Origin of the sequence: Parageobacillus galactosidasius, assembly GCF_002217735.1 — a bacterium.
Taxonomy (GTDB): Bacteria; Bacillota; Bacilli; order Bacillales; family Anoxybacillaceae; genus Parageobacillus_B; species Parageobacillus_B toebii.
In genome coordinates, this window is sequence record NZ_NDYL01000002.1 from 871,548 (window position 1) to 889,520 (window position 17,973).

The window sequence follows — 17,973 nt, forward strand, 5'->3', positions numbered from 1 at the left end:
AAATCCTGCTTGATGACAAAACTAGTGTCGATTCGCTAAATGTAGAAAACCTACTACAAAAGCTGACAATGTTTATGCGGATTTCGTAAAATTTTGCAACGTCCGTTTAAATAAATCCCACCAGCTTGCTTCTGCTACATTTTCTTTCGCAACAATTGGACTCCGCAACAGTTCTTTTCCATCTTGTTTTAAAATCAGTACACCAAGCTCGTCTCCTTTTTTAATTGGCGCTTTTACGTTTTCTTTTGTTTGGATCACTTTTTCTATTTGATCGATAGATTGTCCTTTTTTCGTTAATACAGAGATTGGCTCTGATGTAACAAGAGCAATCGCTTTTTTCTTTCCTTTACTTACATTGACACGAGCAATGATTTCGTTCCGTTTATAAACTGGATGTGTTTTGTATTGACTAAACGCATAATCGAGCATTTTCGTAATTTGCGCATTGCGATCCTTTGGCGTCGATGCCCCAAATACGACAGCAATGACGCGCATGCCATTCTTTTTCGCCGTCGCGGTTAAGCAGTATTTCGCTTCGCTTGTGAATCCTGTTTTTAACCCATCCACTCCTGGATAAAATTTCACAAGCCGGTTTGTATTGACAAGCCAAAACTTTTTATCCGTGTTTTCTCGCAAATAATCTTCATATATTCCGGTATACTTCGTAATATCTTCATATTTAAGCAATTCTCGCGCCATCATCGCCATGTCATACGCGCTGCTATAATGTCCTTCGGCAGGCAACCCTGTCGAATTTTGAAACGAAGTGTTTTTCAAGCCAAGTTCTTTCGCTTTCTTGTTCATCATCTCGACAAAAGCTTCTTCAGATCCCGCGATTCGTTCGGCCATGGCGACTGACGCATCATTGCCTGAACCGATTGCAATTCCACGCAATAGTTCATCCACCGTCATTTCTTCCCCAGGCTCTAAAAAGATTTGCGATCCACCCATGGATGCGGCATATTCGCTCGCCCGCACTTTTTCCTTATAAGAAAGCTCTCCCTTATCAATCGCTTCCATAATGAGAAGCATTGTCATAATTTTTGTCATACTAGCCGGCGGCAGTTTTTTATGGGCGTTTTTTTCATACAAGACAGTTCCGGTATCCCGTTCAATCAAAATAGCCGATTTTGCATCATTGGCAAGCTGAATCCCTCGTGTGTTTGTCTTGTTTTCTTCCGCATGGATGTTAGCGGAAATTGGCAATATGAAAATAGACGCAAAAAGAAGTAAGCGAATAAATAGCTTCTTCATCTCCCAAACCTCCATTCTTTATACATGACATTTTTTCCAAATAAGATATTTTTATACAATAGAAGCAATGAATTTCAGCAGATTTTGTCCAAAAAAAATGGAGGCTGATCACAGCCTCCTTTTATGAAATCGTTTCATATATGAGCGTTGGTTTGGCAACAGGAATTTGGGAGATTCGGATGCTTTTAGCAAGTTTTTGTTTCACTTCTTCGATATTTTCCGTATTGCTGTAAATCGTAACAAGCGATTCCCCTTTTTTCACTGGATCGCCGACTTTTTTACGCAAGGCAAGTCCCACAGAAAGGTCGATCGCCGATTCTTTCGTCGCCCTTCCCGCTCCAAGCAGCATCGCGGCTGTTCCAACTTCGTCAGCAATAATCTCCGCGACATATCCATCTTCCGGAGCTTCTAACTCCCATTGATATTTTGCTTGCGGCAGTTTGGATGGGTCATCGACAACCGATGCATCGCCGCCTTGCGCTTTTAGAAACACTTTGAACGTTTCTAGCGCTTTTCCTTCTTGAATCGATGTTTCTAATAACGCACGCGCTTCCTCTAATGAAGATGCTTTTTCCGCTAAATATACCATATAGCTTCCAAGCGTCAAACATAGCTCTTGTAAATCTTCCGGCCCTTTTCCTTTGAGTGTATCAATCGCTTCTTTTACTTCGAGCGCGTTGCCAACTGCGTATCCGAGCGGCTGGCTCATATCGGAAATAACCGCCATCGTTTTCCGGCCGACGCGCTTGCCGATTTCAACCATCGCTTTTGCGAGTTGTTTTGCCCCTTCTAAATCTTTCATAAATGCACCAGCGCCTGTTTTGACATCTAAAACAATCGCATCCGCACCAGCGGCGATTTTTTTGCTCATAATCGACGAAGCGATGAGCGGAATGCTGTTTACCGTTGCTGTGACGTCGCGGAGCGCATACAGCTTTTTATCAGCCGGTGTTAAATTGCCTGTCTGGCCGATAATCGCGATTTTATTTTTATTAACAAGCTCGATAAATTGGTTGTTGTCAATTTCCACATGAAATCCTGGAACCGATTCTAATTTATCAATCGTCCCGCCTGTATGCCCGAGGCCGCGGCCCGACATTTTCGCGACCGGCACACCGACAGACGCAACGAGCGGTCCTAACACTAGCGTCGTCGTATCGCCGACGCCGCCGGTTGAGTGTTTATCGACTTTAATTCCTTCGATTTTCGATAAATCGATGACATCTCCCGAATGAACCATCGCCATCGTCAGCGCCGCCGTTTCTTCTTCGGTCATGCCGCGGAAAAACACCGCCATCGCAAATGCGCTCATTTGATAATCCGGAATATCCCCGTTTGTATAGCCGCGAATGATAAATTCAATTTCCTCTTTTGTAAGAGCGTGGCCATCCCTTTTTTTCGCGATTAAATCCACCATTCTCATACAATATCACCTTTTTCGTTTTTTGCCATTTCGGCGACAATCGCTTTGACTAACTGCAAAAAGTTTGCTTTTACTTTTTCCGTCGTTTCTATGACCTCATCGTGCGTAAGCGGCTGATCTAAAATCCCTGCCGCCATATTGGAGATGCAGGAAATGCCCAATACTTCCATTTGCGCATGGCGCGCAACAATCACTTCCGGTACGGTCGACATGCCGACCGCGTCACCGCCAATCGCGCGAATCATGCGGATTTCTGCTGGCGTTTCGTAAGAAGGACCGGTATTCGCTACATAAACTCCCTCTTGAATCGGAATATGGAGATTCGCCGCTACCTCTTTTGCAATGTTGCGCAGCCGCTTGCTATAAGCTTCCGTCATATCCGGAAAGCGCACACCAAGCTCTGGGTCATTCGGGCCGATTAATGGGTTAGTGCCCATGTTATTGATATGGTCCGTAATAATCATTAAATCCCCCGGCTGAAACCGTTCATTCACCCCTCCTGCCGCGTTCGTTACGATTAGCTCTTTGACGCCGAGCGCTTTCATCACGCGGATGGGGAATGTCACTTGATCCATGCTGTACCCTTCATAGTAGTGGAAACGTCCTTGCATGGCGACAACGGTCGCACCTTCAAGCTGGCCGTAAACAAGCCGGCCGGCATGCCCTTCCACTGTAGAAACAGGAAACTCTGGAATTTGTTCATACGGAATTTTTACCGCTTGTTCGATTTCATCCGCGAGCACGCCAAGACCCGATCCAAGAATTAAACCAATTCGGGGCGGTGTCGGGAATTTATCTTGCAAATAACGAGCTGCTTTTTCAATCGCCTGTTTATTCATGATTTCCATCCTCCTATTTCAAATCTGCTAAAAAGCTTGTTCCGTGCGGCGGCATGTTCACTTGAAAGTTTTCTGCGATGGTTGCGCCAACATCGGCAAATGTTTTACGAAGCGGCAGCTCTTTTCCGCCGTTCATGCTTGGACTATAGACAAGAAGCGGTACGTATTCACGAGTATGGTCTGTACCGTGGTGGACTGGATCATTTCCATGGTCAGCCGTAATGATCAGCAGATCGTCATCCTTCAAAAGAGGAAACACGTCGGAAAGACGGGCGTCAAACTCCTCAAGCGCATCCCCGTATCCTTTTGGATCGCGGCGATGGCCGTACAGTGCATCAAAATCAACGAGATTGACGAAACTGAGTCCGGTGAAATCCATTTTCAGCGTGTCTACCAATTTATCCATTCCGTCCATATTGGATTTTGTCCGCAACGATTGCGTAACTCCTTCATTATCATAAATATCGGAAATTTTTCCGATTGCGATCACTTCATATCCCGCGTCTTTTAATTCGTTCATTACTGTACGGCCGAACGGTTTTAACGCATAATCATGCCGGTTCGCTGTGCGCTGGAAATTGCCAGGCGTGCCGATGAACGGACGAGCGATCACGCGGCCGACCATATATTTTTCATCAAGCGTTAATTCACGAGCAATTTTGCAAATGTGATACAGTTCTTCAAGCGGAACCACTTCTTCGTGTGCAGCAATTTGCAATACGGAATCCGCCGAAGTATAAACGATGAGTGCCCCTGTTTCCATATGCTCTTTGCCAAGCTCTTCAATAATCGCCGTACCGCTTGCCGGTTTGTTTCCGATAACTTTTCGGCCCGTTCGTTTTTCCAATTCGTCAATCAATTCTTTTGGGAAACCATTTGGGAACACTTGGAACGGTTTGTCAATATGAAGCCCCATAATTTCCCAGTGACCCGTCATCGTATCTTTTCCGGCGGATGCCTCTTGCATTTTTGTGTAATAGGCTAGCGGTTTTTCCGCTTTCGGAATGCCTTTAATTTCGCGAATGTTGCTTAAGCCGAGCTTCGCCATGTTTGGCATATGCAATCCGCCGCGATACTCAGCAATATGTCCAAGCGTATCCGCACCTTTATCATTATACTTTTCGGCATCTGGCGCTTCTCCAATGCCGACAGAGTCCATGACAATTAAAAATACCCGTTTGTATGTATAACCCATTATTATGCCTCCTGTCTTCATCAAATGATCTATCTTTTTTATCATTCCCAAAACACTTATTCACACATCAACATTATATTGGTCAGAAGTCTGACAACCATATTATAAAACGTTTTCATAATTATGCGCAATAAAAAAACAGAAAAGAGCACAATGAAAAACAGAGATGCGGAGTGTCAAAACAAAACACCCGCTCGCCACAAGCGGGTGTTTTTTGCAAGCAACAGAAAGCTATGCACGTGGATGGTATTGCTTATACACATCTTTTAAACGCGTTTTCGTAACGTGCGTATAAATTTGCGTTGTTGAAATATCGGCATGGCCTAATAATTCCTGCACGGCGCGCAAATCGGCGCCATTTTCAAGGAGATGGGTGGCGAATGAATGTCTTAGTGTATGCGGTGTCAGCTCTTTTTCGATGTTTGCTTCTTTCGCGAGTTTCTTCAAAATCTTCCAAAAACCTTGCCGTGTCAAACGTTCGCCATGATGGTTTAAAAATAATGCATCGGTTGTCCTTTTTTTCGAGTTGATTAGCTTCGGACGCGCGGTTTCAAGATATACTTTTAATGCGTTTAACGCCATGCTGCCGACCGGCACGATGCGCTCCTTCTTCCCTTTCCCGTAACAGCGGACAAACCCCATCGTCAAATGCACATCGGAAAGATTTAAGTTCACAAGCTCGCTGACACGCATTCCGGTCGCGTACAATAATTCTAGCATCGCTTTATCGCGAACGCCGATTGGTGTATTCGTTTTCGGCGCTTCTAAGAGCGCCTCGACTTCTTCGAGCGACAGCACTTTTGGCAACGTCCGCTCCATTTGCGGCGATTCGATATGCACCGATGGGTCTTGTTCCGCTACTTTTTCACGAAGAAGAAATTGATGAAACGAACGGATCGATGCAATATGGCGCGCAATCGTCTTTGGAGAGTTTCCTTTTTCCTTTAAAAACTTTAAAAATTGCATAATATGAAGGCGCGTCACGTCATTCCACGATTGAATTTGCTCGACGTGGCGCAAATAATGCGCATACTTTTTTAAATCTCTTTCATAAGAAATAATCGTATTTTTTGCCAAATTTCGCTCTACCGTCAAATAATGCAGAAAATCTTTCAATTCATATTCCAACATTTCTCTACTCCCCATTGCGATAGAAAAATAATAGTCGATCCATCCATTCCAATGTCGAGTTTTCGACGGCTGAAACTTTCACCGCTGATCCTTGTGGCTCATCATAGCGGTGATAATTATCGTATTCTCGATTGAACCATATAAGACTATAATAAAATAAAATTGTACAACCCGTAAATAAAAGAAATACTTTTATCATCTGCCATATCGTTTTCATGGCCGTTCCTCCTCATTTCCAATCATGCTTATTATGAGGATATGCCATGTTTTTTTTCTTTTATACCATAAAAAAACCTTTCCCATCGGAAAAGGTTTTTTACTTTTTATTTTGTTCTTCCTCATGTTTTTGTTGGCAACGATAACAAATGCCATGGAACGTTAGGCGATGATCTTTAATTTTAAACTTCCAGTCTCGTTCCACAATTTCTTCTACTTCCTCTAATAAATCTTCTTGAATTTCCGCTACTGATCCACATTCAATACAAACTAAATGATGATGAAAGTGAGCTGCTCCTTCTTTGCGCAGATCGTAGCGAGATACACCATCCCCAAAATTGATTTTATCGACAATTTTTAGTTCGGTTAACAGCTCGAGTGTACGATATACAGTAGCTAATCCGATTTCTGGAGATTTTTCTTTAACGAGGAGGTAGACGTCTTCTGCGCTTAAATGATCTTCCTCATGTTCTAACAAGACACGTACTGTTGCTTCTCGCTGCGGTGTTAATTTATAACCGGCGGTATGCAATTGCTTTTTAATTCGGTCGACTCGATCTTCCATCTTTTATTCCCTCCCACGTCATTCAACTACCATTATAACAAAAGAAAGAGGGAAGTATCAAAATAAAATTATTATTATAAAAGAACAAAAATGGTTATTATATAATAGAAATAATTATTTATGTCCGACCATCTCGATTACTTGTTTCATAAATAACGGTGATACGTATGCCTCTAGGGATGAGGAAACGAGCAGACTCACACTAATCAACATCATCGCCATCGTATAGCGCATAATCATCGGAAAAATTGGTTCATGTCCCCGTTTCATAAATTGATTGCGCACCATTTGCAATGAAAAGGAAACAGAAATCACTCCCATGATTACAAAAGCTGGAATGATAATTAAATTTTGCGGCATTACAGACACAAAAGATAATAAAAACCCTTGCCATCCCATTTGGTTCACCAAAAATCCGACAGTAAATCCGACAACAATTCCTTTTAAAAATAGCAAAATTAAAATAATAGGCAATCCTATAATTGAAATGCCTAGCACCCACATTAAAGCGACATATTTTAAATTATGAAAATAACTTTGTTGAAACATATCATGGGCGCTTGCAATATTTCCTTTTGATACTTGTCCAAAAAATTGCGTTAAATAGTAGTATAAATCTTGTTTCTGGCTAAAGTTTAAACTGTTGACAACAATCGCTCCAAAAATCACTCCCATTAAAAATAGCACAATCACAAATAAATACATAGGAGCATGCTCGCGCATATGTACAGCGATCATTGATTTTACCGGATGTCTTCTCATTTTTTTCTTCCCCCTATCACCCTCTTAGTAGATTGTATGAAACATTCTTCGATGTATGACTTATTTGCAAGAAAAGAAAGAGAAGACAACTCCGTATACAAAAAATCGCTTCTATTCCGAAGCGATTTTTCCGTATTTTCCGCCGCCCCCGGCCTGAATTGAAAGCTCTCCCCTGCGCGCGAGCATGATGAGTTTAGCTAGTTTTTCTCCTACGCTCTGCTTTAATTCTTCTTCTGTCGCTTGATGGAGCACGTACATTTCCGTACCGAAACGGGCGAGTAATTTTTCATATGTTTTCGCCCCAAGTCCTGGGATGAACTCAAGCGGTACTTGATAAATATACGGTGGGCGTTCCGGTGGCGTTCCGCCTGTTTTTAGCTCCTTAAGACGGTCAAACACTCCTTTAATTTGCCGGTGATGGCCGCATGATGGGCATCGTTTTTCGCGAGGGCTCATCGGCTTGAAACATCGTTCACATGTCGTTTGATGATACTTTCCTAGTTTCGGATTTAACCCATAGTTGGCGATAATCGCTCTTTCCTCCTGATTTCGCAACGCTTTTTTTAATTCGGCAAACGTCGGAGCGTTCATGCGAATCACTTGGTATTCACGCGCCAATTTTCGCAGCGAATGGGCATCGGAATTAGAAATGTATGGATAGCGATGAAGTTCGGCGATTTGGTCGGCCATCTCGGTATCAGCGCTTAACCCCAGTTCTATCGCATCAATGGCATCAGGGTCGAACACCTCGGTCAAGCTTTTTTTCACTCCTTTGCCATACAAACTTTTAAACGGAGTAAACGCATGCGCTGGAACAAATAAACCGCCTAATTGTTTTACAAACGCCTGTAATTCACGGCCCGTTCCATACATGCGCTGCGAACTGAGGGAAATGTTTTTCACACGCTTTTTTAGCCATGCAGAAAACGTACGCATTGCCGCAATCGTCGGTAAAAAGACAAGCACGTGAATAGGGCCTTGACAATGCTCATCATATATTTCGATTTCGCTTCCTAACAATAACGTGATAGAATCGATCGCAACACCGCCGCCATCGTGCTCTTTCCACCCTTTCTCTTCCATTCCCCGTTCCAACTCATCAAGCACTTCCGGAACATGGCAGTCAATAATGCCAACCATATTTAATCCTTTTACATGTACTGCGTCGTGTAAAATGTTTGTGAGCGTTAATGTTTTTGCACCTGTAATTTTTACTGACCTTCCGGAAGCGGTGCGGCCGATATGGATATGTAAATCAACATAATAGTTATGCATTTTCTTCTCCTAGGACACGACGCAATTGCAAATATTGCAGCGCATATGCTGTTTTGGCATCATAAATCTCGCGTTTTTCAAGCATTTCCAGCGCCTCCTCCAACGTCACTTCTAAAATATCGACGAATTCATCTTCATCGAGCGATACGGCATCTTCCAATTTCTCCAGCCCTTCCGCCATATATAAGTGAATCAGCTCATCGGCAAATCCCGGCGATGTATAAAATGACACGATATGGCGCATCGACTGGGCGCGGCAGCCTGTTTCCTCTTCTAATTCACGCTGTGCTGTGGCAAGCGGCTCCTCCCCTTTTTCTAACTTGCCCGCCGGAATTTCTACTAATACCCGTTCCAGTGCTTTTCGGTATTGTCGAACGAGCACTAGCTTTCCTTCCTTTGTAATTGGGATAATGGCCACCGCTCCTGGATGTTTAATAACTTCCCGTTTGCTCGTTTTCCCATTTGGCAGCTGTACGTCTTCCACATACAATTGAACTACTTTGCCGTTAAATATTTTTTCTTTGCGAATCGTTTTTTCCACTAAATGGTCCATGTTCTTCTCTCCCATCTAATAATATCTTTCCCAACTTATTGTACTACATCATTTGAGCAAGTTTTACTTTCGGGTGTACAATGAAAAAAATGATTATTTTAATTAAAGGAGGATCCGCATCATGCAAAAGCGCCGCATCGGCTTATCGGATTTATATGTCAGCGAAATCGGGCTCGGCTGCATGTCGCTTGGCACGGACGAAAAAAAAGCGATTCGCATTATTCATGAGGCGTTAGAACGGGGCATTAACTATTTAGACACGGCCGACCTTTATGACCGTGGACTAAATGAAGAATTTGTCGGAAAAGCAATCAAAGGAAAACGCGATCAAGTCATCCTTGCAACAAAAGTGGGCAACCGCTGGGAAGACGGAAAAGACGGCTGGTTTTGGGATCCGTCCAAAAAATACATTAAATCGGAAGTAAAAGAAAGCTTGCGCCGTCTGCAAACGGATTACATTGACTTATATCAGCTTCACGGCGGTACGATCGATGACCCGATCGACGAAACGATTGAAGCGTTCGAAGAATTAAAACAAGAAGGGGTGATCCGCTATTACGGCATTTCCTCGATTCGTCCAAACGTTATTCGTGAATATGTAAAACGTTCCAATATCGTCAGCGTCATGATGCAATACAGCCTGCTTGACCGCCGACCAGAAGAGTGGTTTCCGCTTTTGCGCGAACACAACATCAGCGTCATCGCCCGCGGACCTGTCGCGAAAGGATTGCTCACAGAGCGGCCGCTAGAGGCGGCGAGCGATTCCGTCAAGAAAAACGGTTATCTTGATTATACATATGAGGAATTGCAGACGCTGCTTCCAAAGTTAAAAGCGAAAACGGCCGAACACCGTTCGTTCACCGCAACGGCGCTGCAGTTTTGTTTATATGATCCGGTTGTTGCCGCTGTCATTCCAGGAGCGAGCAGCGTCGAGCAGCTCATCGAAAACATAAACGCCGCTTCCGCCCCACGCTTAACAGAGGAAGAATATGAATGGCTCCGTCAGCATACGAAAGCTTCCGTATATGAAATGCATCGATAGGATACTTACAATGATGCGGAAAGAGAACTTTCTCTTTCCGCAAATACACATCCGACAGCGAACAAACAGCGTGATTGGCATCCGAAAATTCGCCGCAAGAAAAATCACGCTTTGTATGCGGATTTCTCCGCTCTCCCATAAAACAGGATATCTCCATTCAACGATTTACTTAAAATTCCGCCAATCCAAATTGCTCTCATTCAGCAACTCTTCAAATGTTTTTTGTTGTTCGCGTTTGCGCTGCTCCTCTCGTCTCCGTGCTTCTTCTTCCTCTTTTCGTCGCTGTTCTTGTTGTTCCAATTCCCGTTTTTTCTCCTTCAGCTTAGCGAACAATTCCTCATTTAAACGATCCTTCAGCGTAAGCAATTCGTCTGCTCGATTTTTTTGTTTCTTGTTCACACCTATCCCTCCAATGTATAAAACGTTGTTCATTCTTCCATGATAAAAACAAACACTTTCAAGAAAAGGAGTTAAACGAAATGGCAAAAAACAGAGCGCAAAAAGGAAAACCAACTGCTGATACCGTAAAACAAACAATCGCAAAAGAAGAATTAGAAAAAGCGATCCATCCAACAAAACGCCAAAACGCTCAGCATTGAACTACTCCCACTTTCGCTTCGCTTAGAAGTGGGAGATTCCTACGAACTTCGCTCTATCGAGCGAATATTTAGTAGGCGATCCCCGCCGTTCCAGCGGTTAAGCGTAATGCTTCATTACGCAGATTTATACTCGCATTCAAATCCCTGTCATGATGTGTCCCACAATTAGGACAAACCCATTCACGTAAGTTCAGATTTTTTACATTCTTATTTTGATAACCGCAAGATGAACACAATTGGCTTGAAGGAAAGTTTTTTGCCACTTTGACCAATTGTTTACCATACCATTTGCATTTATATTCGAGCATCGAAATGAATTCTGACCAACTCACTTCACTAATTGATTTGGCTAACTTGTGATTTTTTAACATATTTTTCACTGATAAATCCTCTACACCTATTATGTCGTGGTTTTTGACAATATAGGTGGAGAGTTTATGTAAATAATCTTTACGAGCATTAACGATTTTTTCATGAATGCGAGCGACTTTAATTCTTTGTTTATTCCAATTAGAACCACCTATTTTTCTTCTTGAAAGTTTTCGTTGTTCACGAATCAGTTTCCTCTCTAATTTTCGCAACCATTTTGGATTTTCAAATACTTCACCATTAGAAAGAATGGCAAAATGTTTTAATCCAACATCAATTCCAATCGCAGAATCTGTTTTAGACAATGGCTTTATTTCTGTTTCTGTCAAAACAGAAATAAAATATTTTCCACTTGCATTTCTTCTGATCGTTACATTTATTATGCGACCTTCAACTTCTCTACTTTTCGCAAAACGAATCCATCCGAGTTTAGGAAGTTTGATACGGTTATTTTCAATTTTGATATTCCCATTTGTATATTTCGTTGTGTAGGATTGAATTGGATTCTTTTTTGTTTTAAAACGAGGAGATTTATTTTGACCTTTAAAAAAACGAGTAAATGCATCTGCTAAATGTTTCAATGAGGTTTGAATCGCAATACTATCCACTTCTTTTAGCCATGTAAATTCTTTTTTCAGTTGGGTTAACTGTGAACTACAAGTATTGTATGACAATCCTTTTCCTGTTTCTTTGTAAGCATCGTTCCACTTAGCAAGAAAATGGTTGAATACAAATCGACAGCATCCAAAGGTTTTATTAATCAACACTTCTTGCTGTTTGTTTGGATAGATGCGAAATTTATATGCTTTATTGACTATCATGACTTTCACCTCCTTTTGTGTTATTATATACATAGTATATCATAATTGATATTAAATGTATATCATTTTTAAGGGGTGAAAGCATGGAAAAGCAATCAGTTGTATTACGTTTTCCAAAAACTCTTTTAGAGAAAGTGGACAAATACAAAGAACAAAAAGGGTTTGGTACTCGCACACAAACCATTTTTCATCTGTTGCAAGTGGCTCTTGAACAGTCAGAACGTCAAGAAAAAGAAAGCAATTCATCTCCCACCTAAAGAGGTGGGAGTCTTCTTGCTTATTTTAGATAAAGAAAAGCGAAGGCAAGCTGCTTAACCGCGAAGGGCAAATGTTCTTCTCTCTCAGGCGCTTGCACCCTGAGGGAGAAGGTTATTTGGCAGAAGAAGGCTAGCCGTCGAAGCTAGACAATAAGAAAAACAAAGGGCGAGCAGAAAAAAGCATTTATTTTAAAATATCATTTATCAAATACTCCGATTCGATCTTCCTTATCAACAATCACAAACAATATATTATTTTGTTTTAGATAATATCCCATCGCTAACCCTGCTTGATCCGCACCAATAATAAGAACATCGACATTGTGTTGCATTTCAACCAGCTCCGAAAGGGGTTAGACCTTCATTTCCCCGTGATGGATTTTAGATGTTTCAATTTGACATCACTAAGCATATGGCCAGAATCGGATAGTAAAGCCAGACTATGGGTAATTAACCCCCCAAAGAACTCCAATAACATAATTCCAGCGGTAATGAGAAGTGCAATTGTAAGCCCTTTTTTATTACCTTCTCTGCCTAGATCATGGTGATGATGTCCATGACCGTGGTGGTCGTGAGAATGGTGGTGATGATGCATTATAAAACGCCCCCTTAATGATGTTCAGAATGGTGAATGGCTTGCATTAATAAAGAAATTACGTGTTCGTCATCACAAGAATAAAGCAATGTTTTTCCCTCACGGCGATATTTCACTAATCGTAGATTTCTCAACATGCTTAATTGATGGGAAATTGCCGATTGAGACATCTCCAATACTTCAGCGATATGGTTTACTGAACATTCTTCTTGCGACAATAAGTAAAGTATCTTGATTCGTGTTGGGTCAGCCAACGCTTTAAAAATGAGTGATACACTTTCAACAGTTTCAGAAGACAAAAAAGAATGTTTATTTTTGTTCATCATACATAACCTCTCTCATGAAAACTAAATATGAGCATATGTTCATATATAATTATTTAATAAAAATAGGTTTTTGTCAAGTTAAGGAAAATATAGCTTTATACCCCCCTTTTTAAGGAGTATAGGAGTTTATAAAAAGTACAAATATAAGGGTAATTAGTATAAAGCCAGCTTATATATCTAGAGGTTATAAAAATATGCATAAAAAAGAGGGTGTCCCAAAAGCGATCCTTTTGGGGCATCCTCTTTTTATAAAATTTCCGTGATATTAGGCATATGCTCATCCATCCACGCTATTGCTTCATCTAGTGTGGCAAATTCTTTTGTCTCAAACGTCATTTCATTTTGCAAAAGCCAGACGTCTTTTGGCTCATGATAGACGCCGGCAATCGACCAATGCAGCAAACTGTACGGGTCATTTTCATGCAAAAATGATACCCATGTTTTTTGCTTCGCTACATTGGCGATTTGTTTCAGCTTATCTTTCATGTTGTTCACTCACTTCTATAAGCGGCATGCGTGGACTTAAAATTTGTCCAGGGCTTTTCAGCAAAAAACTGCTCGTCCCTTCGACAACGTCAATCGTCATCACATCATCATAGAACACGAGACGGGACTTTTCCACAAAAACAGGAACGAAATTCGTCTCGACAGCGATATCGTCCTCATCTGCTTCATCGACGAGCCATAAGGCAATGACACCGTCAACGAGGCATCCGCATCCATCTGTGTCATATTTTAGCTTCAACATTCGCCCTGTTTGCGCTAAAATAGGAGTAAGCTGTTTGATCGCTTTATCTGTAAATGTAATATTCACGCTACACGATGCTCCTTTTCTTCTTGTTTCTGCTCCTATTGTACCTACATATGCAAATTGCTGTCAAAATAAAAAGGAGGAATTCAATCATGTCAAAAGTGCAAATTAAAGTGAACGATAACGGCTCCTATCGCATTACTGGCGATGTGGAGCTTATTGATGCGGAAGGAAATAAATTTGTAACTAAACAAACCTTTTCGCTTTGCCGATGTGGTCTGTCCAACAATATGCCATTTTGTGACGGTACCCATAAAGGCAAATTCCACTCTGTTGTCCGCGCCACTCCGTCCGAATCGCAATGATAGGAAGTGGCATCGTTGGACGAAAAATGGATAAAAAAGCTTATTCGCAACTGCTTTCTTCAATATGGACATGACACGGAATCTCTGTTTCTTCATGACTTCGAATGGAAACAGTTGTGCGAAAAAATTTTACTAGAAAAAACAAACTATGAAGATATGGATATGTACGAAATTGTGCATGATGTCATTTATGAATATATAACGAAATAACACTCCTTGTTATGCAGCAGGGAGTGCTATTTTTTGAAGAATGCACGTTTCCCGACTTTCTCGACCACGGATGGAAATAAGCGATAGAGTTGACTCCCAATATTCATCCAGCGCGGCATATTTACTTCCCTTGTCGGCGTCATCATAACCGAAACGACCTGTTTTGCTACTTTTTCCGGCGAAAGCATCCATCGTTCCACATTTTTTACATATTCCCCTGATTGGTCGGCGACATGGAAAAAATTCGTCCGAATCGGCCCCGGGTTCACAGCAGTAACAAAAATCCCGTACTGTTCCGCCTCCATCCGCAAGCTGTCCGTAAACCCAAGCACCGCATGTTTGGTAGCTGCGTATACGCTCGATTTTGGAGTTGCCAATTTTCCTGCTTGTGAAGCAATATTAATAATATGGCCGCTTCGCCTTTTTTGCATATGTAAATATACTATTTTTGTGCAAGCGATTAAACCAAATACATTGACAGCAAACATGTCTTTCATTTCCTCGATATCAATGTCTTCCACATTGCGAAACACGCCAAAACCTGCGTTATTTACTAATACATCAACCGTTTGGACATCACGAAATAATTGTTGAAACACCGTTTCTACCGCATCTGTATCACTCACATCCAACCGATAATAACGTGGCGAAATGCCATATGTATGTTCAATTTGTCTTGCCACCGCTTTCAACTTTTCTTCATTTCTGGCAAGCAACACCGGCAGCGCCTTTTGGCGTGCCGCTTCATAGGCGATCTGTTCACCGATGCCGCTTGACGCTCCAGTAATGACGATATGTTTGCCTTCTATCCGCAAATAGATCCCTCCATCGCTTCATAAATGTAATAATCATTTACTTTTGTCTTTCTCACTGCGCCGTTCTCTTCTAAGTAATCAAGCTGCCCAATCGTTTCAGACATCGTTAATATAAACTCTTGTTGATATACAGTAGGAAATAGCTTTTGGCAAACTTCAAATACCGTATGCGGTCCTTGCTTAAGCATATCGAGCACTTGCTCGGCGCGCTCCCGTTGTTTGCGAAGCCGTTTTTCAATCAACTCCGATACGTCAGTCACATCTTCTCCGTGTCCAGTCATTACAAAAGAAATATCATAATCACGCATTTTAAGCAATGAAGCGTTATACTGCACTAATGGTTTCGGGCGCTCCGTTTCTCCTGGAAAAGGCGGCTCCATCAATGGATTTGGAGAAATATGTAAAAGCAAATGATCTCCACCAATCATCGCACCGTCTGTTTCGCGGTAAAACACAACATGGCTTTGGGCATGTCCCGGTGTTTCAATTACTTTCCAATGCGGCAAGCCCGGCAGCAAATCACCTTCTTTGACCGTAGCGGTAAGCGGACGATGACATGCATAGCGGAGCGAGCCCCGTAAATTTGGAAGTTCTGCGAGAAACGAACGATCCACGCCACACTCTAACAAAAACTGTTCAAAAAATCGTTGATGTTGTTGAAAAAATGTTTCGTCCTGGCGAAGCCAGCGATCTGCTTTCTGATGGCCAATGACCGGAATTGTATCTGGTAAATAATCGAGCAAGCCGACATGGTCAGGATGGTGATGGGTAATGACAACTTGATCAATGTCGGAAGGAGCATATCCAATTTGACGAAGCTGCTGTTGAAACGAGCGCCACGCCTCTTCTGTTTTCACACCGGCATCAATCAGAGTCAAGCTATCTCCTTTAATCAAGTACATGTTTACATTTCCAACCGGAAACGGCGTCGGCACGACGATGCGATAAATATGTTCATTCATCATCGACGATCCCCTTCTAATGATATATTTATAAAATAAATCGACAATAATGATATTTAACAGTTTACACCGATTTTATCGGTTTGTCATTTTTTTCGAATAATTCACAAAAAAATTATCTTTTCCTATTGACAACACACCTGTTTTCATTGCATAATTGCAAACAAAATTAAACATTGCAAACGGGCAATGAGTGGGGCCAGTAAACCATGAATGGTATCCAGAGAGTGAAACCCATAGGCTGGAAGGTTTCATTACCCTCTTCGTGGTTGAACCTACCCCATGAGCTGTTAGGAAAACCTAAACGCTCAACCGGCGTTATCGGTGAAGAGGTGGACTCTTTTTTGGCCGTTTGTCGGCAAAAGAGTCAAAAAAGGTGGTACCGCGGAAACAAGACCTTCCGTCCTTTTTAGGATGCAAGGTCTTTTTTATTTGATCAAAAGGAGGAATTGCCGTGAAACGAGAAACGACCATTACGTTTATCGGTGCCGGTTCGATGGCAGAAGCACTTGTTTCCGGAATGACAAAAACATTGTACCAGCCTGAACAAATTATTATAACAAACCGTTGTAATCAAAAGCGTCTTGAATATATGAAAAAAACGTATGGAGTCCGGATCGAAACCAATAAAGAAAAAGCGGTAAAAGAAGCCGATATTGTCATTTTAGCGATGAAGCCGAAAGACGCGGCAGAAGGCATCATTTCCATTGCTCCAATGATTGGCGAACATCAGCTGATCATTTCCGTGCTGGCTGGCGTTACGACGGAAACCATCGTTTCACTAATTGGTAAAAACGTTGCGGTGATTCGCGCCATGCCAAATACGTCAGCAACGATCGGTCAGTCTGCCACCGCCATCTCTCAAGGCCGTTTTGCTACTGAAACACATTTGGCGATTGCGAAAACGTTGTTTGAGACGGTGGGCATTGTCACGGTCGTTCCTGAACATGATTTGCACGCCGTTACAGGGCTTTCCGGAAGCGGACCTGCCTATGTCTATTATTTAGTGGAAGCAATGGAAAAAGCGGCGGAAGAAATCGGACTTGACCGTACTGTCGCAAAAGAATTGATTTTGCAAACAATTATCGGCGCGGCACAAATGTTGCAAGCAACGAACAAACATCCTTCTATCTTGCGCAAAGAAGTAACTAGTCCGGGCGGAACGACCGAAGCTGGCATTCAAGTGCTGGAGCGTTACCGATACCAGGAAGCGGTTGTTGCTTGTATCAAACGGGCAACGGAGCGATCTGAAGAGTTAGGAAAAGCGCTTGTTTCTTCTTCTCTTCCTCGCGCTGCCGCTCCATCTCGCTAAATGTTGTAAGTCAACTACCCAACGGCTAAAGCCGTGGGCTTGCAGCTAGCCTAATTGGCTGCCGCGTTCGGCTGGTTGACAGCAGCCCTGCGGATGTTTTCCGCAGCCACGTTGTCGGCAGGGGCAGCGTACCCACAAGCTCGACAACAAAACTGATCCCTTGACGGTCTGTCAAAGCCGCTGGATTTTCGTTTTGGAAAAGGTTCTGGAGCGAAAAGCAATCTCGCTAATATAGTTGCATGCTTGGTTAAACCGTTTCATTGTTTCCAGCAGCGCATGAAACTGTTCAAGAGTTGGCATTAATTTAATCTTGAGAGTGCAGAGCATTCTTGATTC

General features: G+C 42.3%; 22 protein-coding genes, 3 pseudogenes and 1 other annotated feature. Of the genes and pseudogenes, 5 read left to right on the plus strand and 20 right to left on the minus strand.

Features of this window, described 5'->3' with window-relative positions:
* Nucleotides 1–72: 72 nt before the first annotated feature.
* The 10 genes from B9L23_RS13935 to B9L23_RS13980 form a co-directional block, all read right to left on the minus strand.
* On the minus strand, nt 73–1,254 hold the full coding sequence (locus B9L23_RS13935; protein ID WP_062752816.1) for a D-alanyl-D-alanine carboxypeptidase family protein: 1,182 nt from the start codon (nt 1,252–1,254) through the stop codon (nt 73–75).
* A gap of 121 nt (nt 1,255–1,375) precedes the next feature.
* Nucleotides 1,376–2,677: a pyrimidine-nucleoside phosphorylase gene (locus B9L23_RS13940; RefSeq protein WP_089097887.1), complete on the minus strand. Its 1,302-nt coding sequence runs from the start codon at nt 2,675–2,677 to the stop codon at nt 1,376–1,378.
* Nucleotides 2,674–3,516 (minus strand): purine-nucleoside phosphorylase, encoded by an 843-nt coding sequence (locus B9L23_RS13945; protein WP_089097888.1) that lies wholly within the window; start codon nt 3,514–3,516, stop codon nt 2,674–2,676. Before B9L23_RS13945 ends, B9L23_RS13940 begins: the two co-directional genes overlap by 4 nt.
* Before the next feature lie 13 nt (nt 3,517–3,529).
* Nucleotides 3,530–4,711 carry a phosphopentomutase gene (deoB, locus tag B9L23_RS13950; protein WP_015864384.1) on the minus strand — a complete coding sequence of 394 codons (1,182 nt, stop codon included), beginning with the start codon at nt 4,709–4,711 and terminating at the stop codon, nt 3,530–3,532.
* 231 nt (nt 4,712–4,942) lie between these two features.
* Nucleotides 4,943–5,839: a site-specific tyrosine recombinase XerD gene (gene xerD, locus B9L23_RS13955; protein WP_041269934.1), complete on the minus strand. Its 897-nt coding sequence runs from the start codon at nt 5,837–5,839 to the stop codon at nt 4,943–4,945.
* Between the two features lie 7 nt (nt 5,840–5,846).
* Nucleotides 5,847–6,059 carry a YqzK family protein gene (locus B9L23_RS13960; protein WP_015864386.1) on the minus strand — a complete coding sequence of 71 codons (213 nt, stop codon included), beginning with the start codon at nt 6,057–6,059 and terminating at the stop codon, nt 5,847–5,849.
* 99 nt (nt 6,060–6,158) lie between these two features.
* Nucleotides 6,159–6,623 (minus strand): ferric iron uptake transcriptional regulator, encoded by a 465-nt coding sequence (gene fur, locus B9L23_RS13965; protein WP_015864387.1) that lies wholly within the window; start codon nt 6,621–6,623, stop codon nt 6,159–6,161.
* A gap of 114 nt (nt 6,624–6,737) precedes the next feature.
* Nucleotides 6,738–7,385, minus strand: coding sequence for a stage II sporulation protein M (gene spoIIM / locus B9L23_RS13970; protein ID WP_062752821.1), 648 nt, complete (start codon nt 7,383–7,385; stop codon nt 6,738–6,740).
* 111 nt (nt 7,386–7,496) lie between these two features.
* Nucleotides 7,497–8,660 carry an endonuclease Q family protein gene (locus B9L23_RS13975; protein WP_081188188.1) on the minus strand — a complete coding sequence of 388 codons (1,164 nt, stop codon included), beginning with the start codon at nt 8,658–8,660 and terminating at the stop codon, nt 7,497–7,499.
* On the minus strand, nt 8,653–9,213 hold the full coding sequence (locus tag B9L23_RS13980) for an NUDIX domain-containing protein (protein WP_089097889.1): 561 nt from the start codon (nt 9,211–9,213) through the stop codon (nt 8,653–8,655). The genes B9L23_RS13975 and B9L23_RS13980 overlap by 8 nt, the downstream gene beginning before the upstream one ends.
* A 121-nt stretch (nt 9,214–9,334) precedes the next feature.
* Here B9L23_RS13980 and B9L23_RS13985 point away from each other — a divergent pair, with 121 nt between their 5' ends.
* On the plus strand, nt 9,335–10,255 hold the full coding sequence (locus B9L23_RS13985; RefSeq protein WP_081188186.1) for an aldo/keto reductase: 921 nt from the start codon (nt 9,335–9,337) through the stop codon (nt 10,253–10,255).
* Nucleotides 10,256–10,420: 165 nt separating this feature from the next.
* On the opposite strand, the gene B9L23_RS13990 is transcribed toward B9L23_RS13985, so the two are convergent.
* Complete coding sequence (locus tag B9L23_RS13990; protein ID WP_062678565.1) at nt 10,421–10,654, minus strand: YqkE family protein; 234 nt, start codon at nt 10,652–10,654, stop codon at nt 10,421–10,423.
* A gap of 268 nt (nt 10,655–10,922) precedes the next feature.
* The gene (gene tnpB, locus B9L23_RS13995; RefSeq protein WP_089097890.1) at nt 10,923–12,044 is read right to left on the minus strand and encodes an IS200/IS605 family element RNA-guided endonuclease TnpB; all 1,122 of its coding nucleotides are present in this window, start codon (nt 12,042–12,044) and stop codon (nt 10,923–10,925) included.
* Between the two features lie 83 nt (nt 12,045–12,127).
* On the opposite strand from tnpB, the gene B9L23_RS20550 reads away from it, so the two are divergent.
* Nucleotides 12,128–12,301, plus strand: coding sequence for a hypothetical protein (locus tag B9L23_RS20550; protein WP_169712573.1), 174 nt, complete (start codon nt 12,128–12,130; stop codon nt 12,299–12,301).
* Between the two features lie 212 nt (nt 12,302–12,513).
* Here B9L23_RS20550 and B9L23_RS20140 read toward each other — a convergent pair.
* From B9L23_RS20140 to B9L23_RS14015, 5 genes and pseudogenes are all read right to left on the minus strand, one after another.
* Nucleotides 12,514–12,633: pseudogene (locus B9L23_RS20140) on the minus strand (NAD(P)-binding protein); the annotation flags it as partial.
* 68 nt (nt 12,634–12,701) lie between these two features.
* A pseudogene (locus B9L23_RS14000) lies at nt 12,702–12,896 on the minus strand (cation efflux transmembrane domain-containing protein); the annotation flags it as partial.
* Nucleotides 12,897–12,910: 14 nt separating this feature from the next.
* Nucleotides 12,911–13,219: an ArsR/SmtB family transcription factor gene (locus B9L23_RS14005; protein ID WP_089098335.1), complete on the minus strand. Its 309-nt coding sequence runs from the start codon at nt 13,217–13,219 to the stop codon at nt 12,911–12,913.
* A gap of 249 nt (nt 13,220–13,468) precedes the next feature.
* On the minus strand, nt 13,469–13,708 hold the full coding sequence (locus tag B9L23_RS14010) for a YqkC family protein (RefSeq protein WP_015864395.1): 240 nt from the start codon (nt 13,706–13,708) through the stop codon (nt 13,469–13,471).
* Nucleotides 13,698–14,036, minus strand: a complete 339-nt coding sequence (locus B9L23_RS14015; RefSeq protein WP_015864396.1) for an iron-sulfur cluster biosynthesis family protein — start codon at nt 14,034–14,036, stop codon at nt 13,698–13,700. Before B9L23_RS14015 ends, B9L23_RS14010 begins: the two co-directional genes overlap by 11 nt.
* Nucleotides 14,037–14,125: 89 nt before the next feature.
* Between B9L23_RS14015 and B9L23_RS14020 the strand changes: the two genes are divergently transcribed.
* Nucleotides 14,126–14,338, plus strand: a complete 213-nt coding sequence (locus B9L23_RS14020) for a CDGSH iron-sulfur domain-containing protein (RefSeq protein ID WP_081188182.1) — start codon at nt 14,126–14,128, stop codon at nt 14,336–14,338.
* Between the two features lie 6 nt (nt 14,339–14,344).
* Nucleotides 14,345–14,548: a YqzH family protein gene (locus tag B9L23_RS14025; RefSeq protein WP_245842430.1), complete on the plus strand. Its 204-nt coding sequence runs from the start codon at nt 14,345–14,347 to the stop codon at nt 14,546–14,548.
* A gap of 26 nt (nt 14,549–14,574) precedes the next feature.
* Here the strand turns inward: B9L23_RS14025 and B9L23_RS14030 are convergent, their stop codons facing one another.
* Nucleotides 14,575–15,363 (minus strand): SDR family NAD(P)-dependent oxidoreductase, encoded by a 789-nt coding sequence (locus B9L23_RS14030; protein ID WP_081188178.1) that lies wholly within the window; start codon nt 15,361–15,363, stop codon nt 14,575–14,577.
* Nucleotides 15,354–16,325, minus strand: a complete 972-nt coding sequence (locus B9L23_RS14035; protein ID WP_089098336.1) for an MBL fold metallo-hydrolase — start codon at nt 16,323–16,325, stop codon at nt 15,354–15,356. Before B9L23_RS14035 ends, B9L23_RS14030 begins: the two co-directional genes overlap by 10 nt.
* Nucleotides 16,326–16,505: 180 nt before the next feature.
* Nucleotides 16,506–16,736: a binding site (T-box leader), on the plus strand.
* 43 nt (nt 16,737–16,779) lie between these two features.
* Here B9L23_RS14035 and proI point away from each other — a divergent pair.
* Nucleotides 16,780–17,637 (plus strand): pyrroline-5-carboxylate reductase ProI, encoded by an 858-nt coding sequence (proI, locus tag B9L23_RS14040; protein WP_089097892.1) that lies wholly within the window; start codon nt 16,780–16,782, stop codon nt 17,635–17,637.
* 174 nt (nt 17,638–17,811) lie between these two features.
* On the opposite strand, the pseudogene B9L23_RS20145 reads toward proI, so the two are convergent.
* Nucleotides 17,812–17,964 (minus strand): annotated as a pseudogene (locus B9L23_RS20145) (RNA-guided endonuclease TnpB family protein); the annotation flags it as partial.
* Nucleotides 17,965–17,973 lie beyond the last annotated feature (9 nt).

Bases quoted from the DNA above. Each gene is read 5' to 3' on its own strand.
- B9L23_RS13935 (WP_062752816.1), bottom strand. From the start codon at position 1,254: ATGAAGAAGCTATTTATTCGCTTACTTCTTTTTGCGTCTATTTTCATA.
- B9L23_RS13940 (WP_089097887.1), bottom strand. From the start codon at position 2,677: ATGAGAATGGTGGATTTAATCGCGAAAAAAAGGGATGGCCACGCTCTT.
- B9L23_RS13945 (WP_089097888.1), bottom strand. From the start codon at position 3,516: ATGAATAAACAGGCGATTGAAAAAGCAGCTCGTTATTTGCAAGATAAA.
- deoB (WP_015864384.1), bottom strand. From the start codon at position 4,711: ATGGGTTATACATACAAACGGGTATTTTTAATTGTCATGGACTCTGTC.
- B9L23_RS13960 (WP_015864386.1), bottom strand. From the start codon at position 6,059: ATGAAAACGATATGGCAGATGATAAAAGTATTTCTTTTATTTACGGGT.
- fur (WP_015864387.1), bottom strand. From the start codon at position 6,623: ATGGAAGATCGAGTCGACCGAATTAAAAAGCAATTGCATACCGCCGGT.
- spoIIM (WP_062752821.1), bottom strand. From the start codon at position 7,385: ATGAGAAGACATCCGGTAAAATCAATGATCGCTGTACATATGCGCGAG.
- B9L23_RS13975 (WP_081188188.1), bottom strand. From the start codon at position 8,660: ATGCATAACTATTATGTTGATTTACATATCCATATCGGCCGCACCGCT.
- B9L23_RS13980 (WP_089097889.1), bottom strand. From the start codon at position 9,213: ATGGACCATTTAGTGGAAAAAACGATTCGCAAAGAAAAAATATTTAAC.
- B9L23_RS13985 (WP_081188186.1), top strand. From the start codon at position 9,335: ATGCAAAAGCGCCGCATCGGCTTATCGGATTTATATGTCAGCGAAATC.
- tnpB (WP_089097890.1), bottom strand. From the start codon at position 12,044: ATGATAGTCAATAAAGCATATAAATTTCGCATCTATCCAAACAAACAG.
- B9L23_RS20550 (WP_169712573.1), top strand. From the start codon at position 12,128: ATGGAAAAGCAATCAGTTGTATTACGTTTTCCAAAAACTCTTTTAGAG.
- B9L23_RS14005 (WP_089098335.1), bottom strand. From the start codon at position 13,219: ATGAACAAAAATAAACATTCTTTTTTGTCTTCTGAAACTGTTGAAAGT.
- B9L23_RS14010 (WP_015864395.1), bottom strand. From the start codon at position 13,708: ATGAAAGATAAGCTGAAACAAATCGCCAATGTAGCGAAGCAAAAAACA.
- B9L23_RS14020 (WP_081188182.1), top strand. From the start codon at position 14,126: ATGTCAAAAGTGCAAATTAAAGTGAACGATAACGGCTCCTATCGCATT.
- B9L23_RS14035 (WP_089098336.1), bottom strand. From the start codon at position 16,325: ATGAATGAACATATTTATCGCATCGTCGTGCCGACGCCGTTTCCGGTT.